1 protein-coding gene is annotated in these 1,170 nt (G+C 71.7%); it reads right to left on the bottom strand.

From position 1 onward, the window contains the following. On the bottom strand, nt 1-1,170 hold a 1,170-nt coding region (locus ACFV7Q_RS38920; RefSeq protein WP_385435684.1), incomplete at both ends, for an acyltransferase domain-containing protein.

Raw genomic sequence — 1,170 nt, 5'->3', positions numbered from 1 at the left:
CCCGCCACCACCTGACGGAAGTCGTCCAGCATGCCGTCCATGTGCGGCGAGTGGAACGCGTGGCTGACCGTCAACCGCTTGGTCTTGCGGCCCTGGGCCTGGAAGGCCTCCGCGACGGCGACGGCCGCGTCCTCGTCACCCGCGACCACGACCGACTGCGGCCCGTTGATCGCGGCAATGCTCACGCTGTCGGTGAGCAGCGGCAGGACCTCGTCCTCCGAAGCCTGGACGGCGATCATCACGCCGCCGGCCGGGAGCGCCTGCATCAGCCGGCCGCGGGCCGCGACCAGCGCGCACGCGTCGTCCAGCGACAGCACACCCGCCACGTGCGCGGCCGCGATCTCACCGATCGAGTGGCCGGCAACGAAGTCCGGCTTCAGGCCCCACGACTCGACGAGGCGGAACAGCGCGACCTCGATCGCGAACAGGGCGGGCTGGGTGTATTCGGTCCGGTCCAGCAGCTTCGCGTCCGACCCGAACAGGGCTTCCTTCAGGGGAAGTTCCAGCCGCTCGCAGACCGCGTCCAGCGCGTCCGCGAACACCGGCCGGGTCTCGTACAGCTCGCGGCCCATGCCGAGGCGCTGGCTGCCCTGCCCGGTGAACAGGAAGGCGACCTTCCCGCCCACGGGCGAGCCCGTGACCACGCCTGCCGCCGAACCGCCTTCCGCCAGCGCGGCGAGACCGGCCAGCAGACCTTCACGGTCCGCGGCGACGACCGCCGCACGGTCCTCGAACTGCGCCCGGCCCGCCACCAGCGACCACGCGATGTCGACCGGACGCAAGGCATCCGGTGCAGACAGGACGAAGTCCTGGAGTCGACGTGCCTGCGCCTGGAGCGCCTGCTCGCCCTTCGCCGTGAGCAGCCAGGGGACGACCGGCAGGACCGGGTCCGCCTCGGGTGCCGTCGCCGGTTCGGGAACCGGCGGCTGCTCGATGATCGTGTGCGCGTTGGTGCCGCTGATGCCGAAGGACGACACACCGGCCCGGCGGGGACGGCCGGTGTCCGGCCACTCCACGGCCTCGGTCAGCAGCTCGACGTCACCGGCCTCCCAGTCGATGTGACTCGACGGGGCATCCACGTGCAGGGTCTGCGGAAGCACCCCGTGCCGCATCGCCATGATCATCTTGATCAGGCCGGCGACACCGGCAGCCGCCTGCGTGTGCCCGATG

This window comes from Streptomyces sp. NPDC059851, from assembly GCF_042732005.1.
Taxonomy (GTDB): domain Bacteria; phylum Actinomycetota; class Actinomycetes; order Streptomycetales; family Streptomycetaceae; genus Streptomyces.
This window is presented reverse-complemented; position numbering and strand designations above follow the sequence as displayed.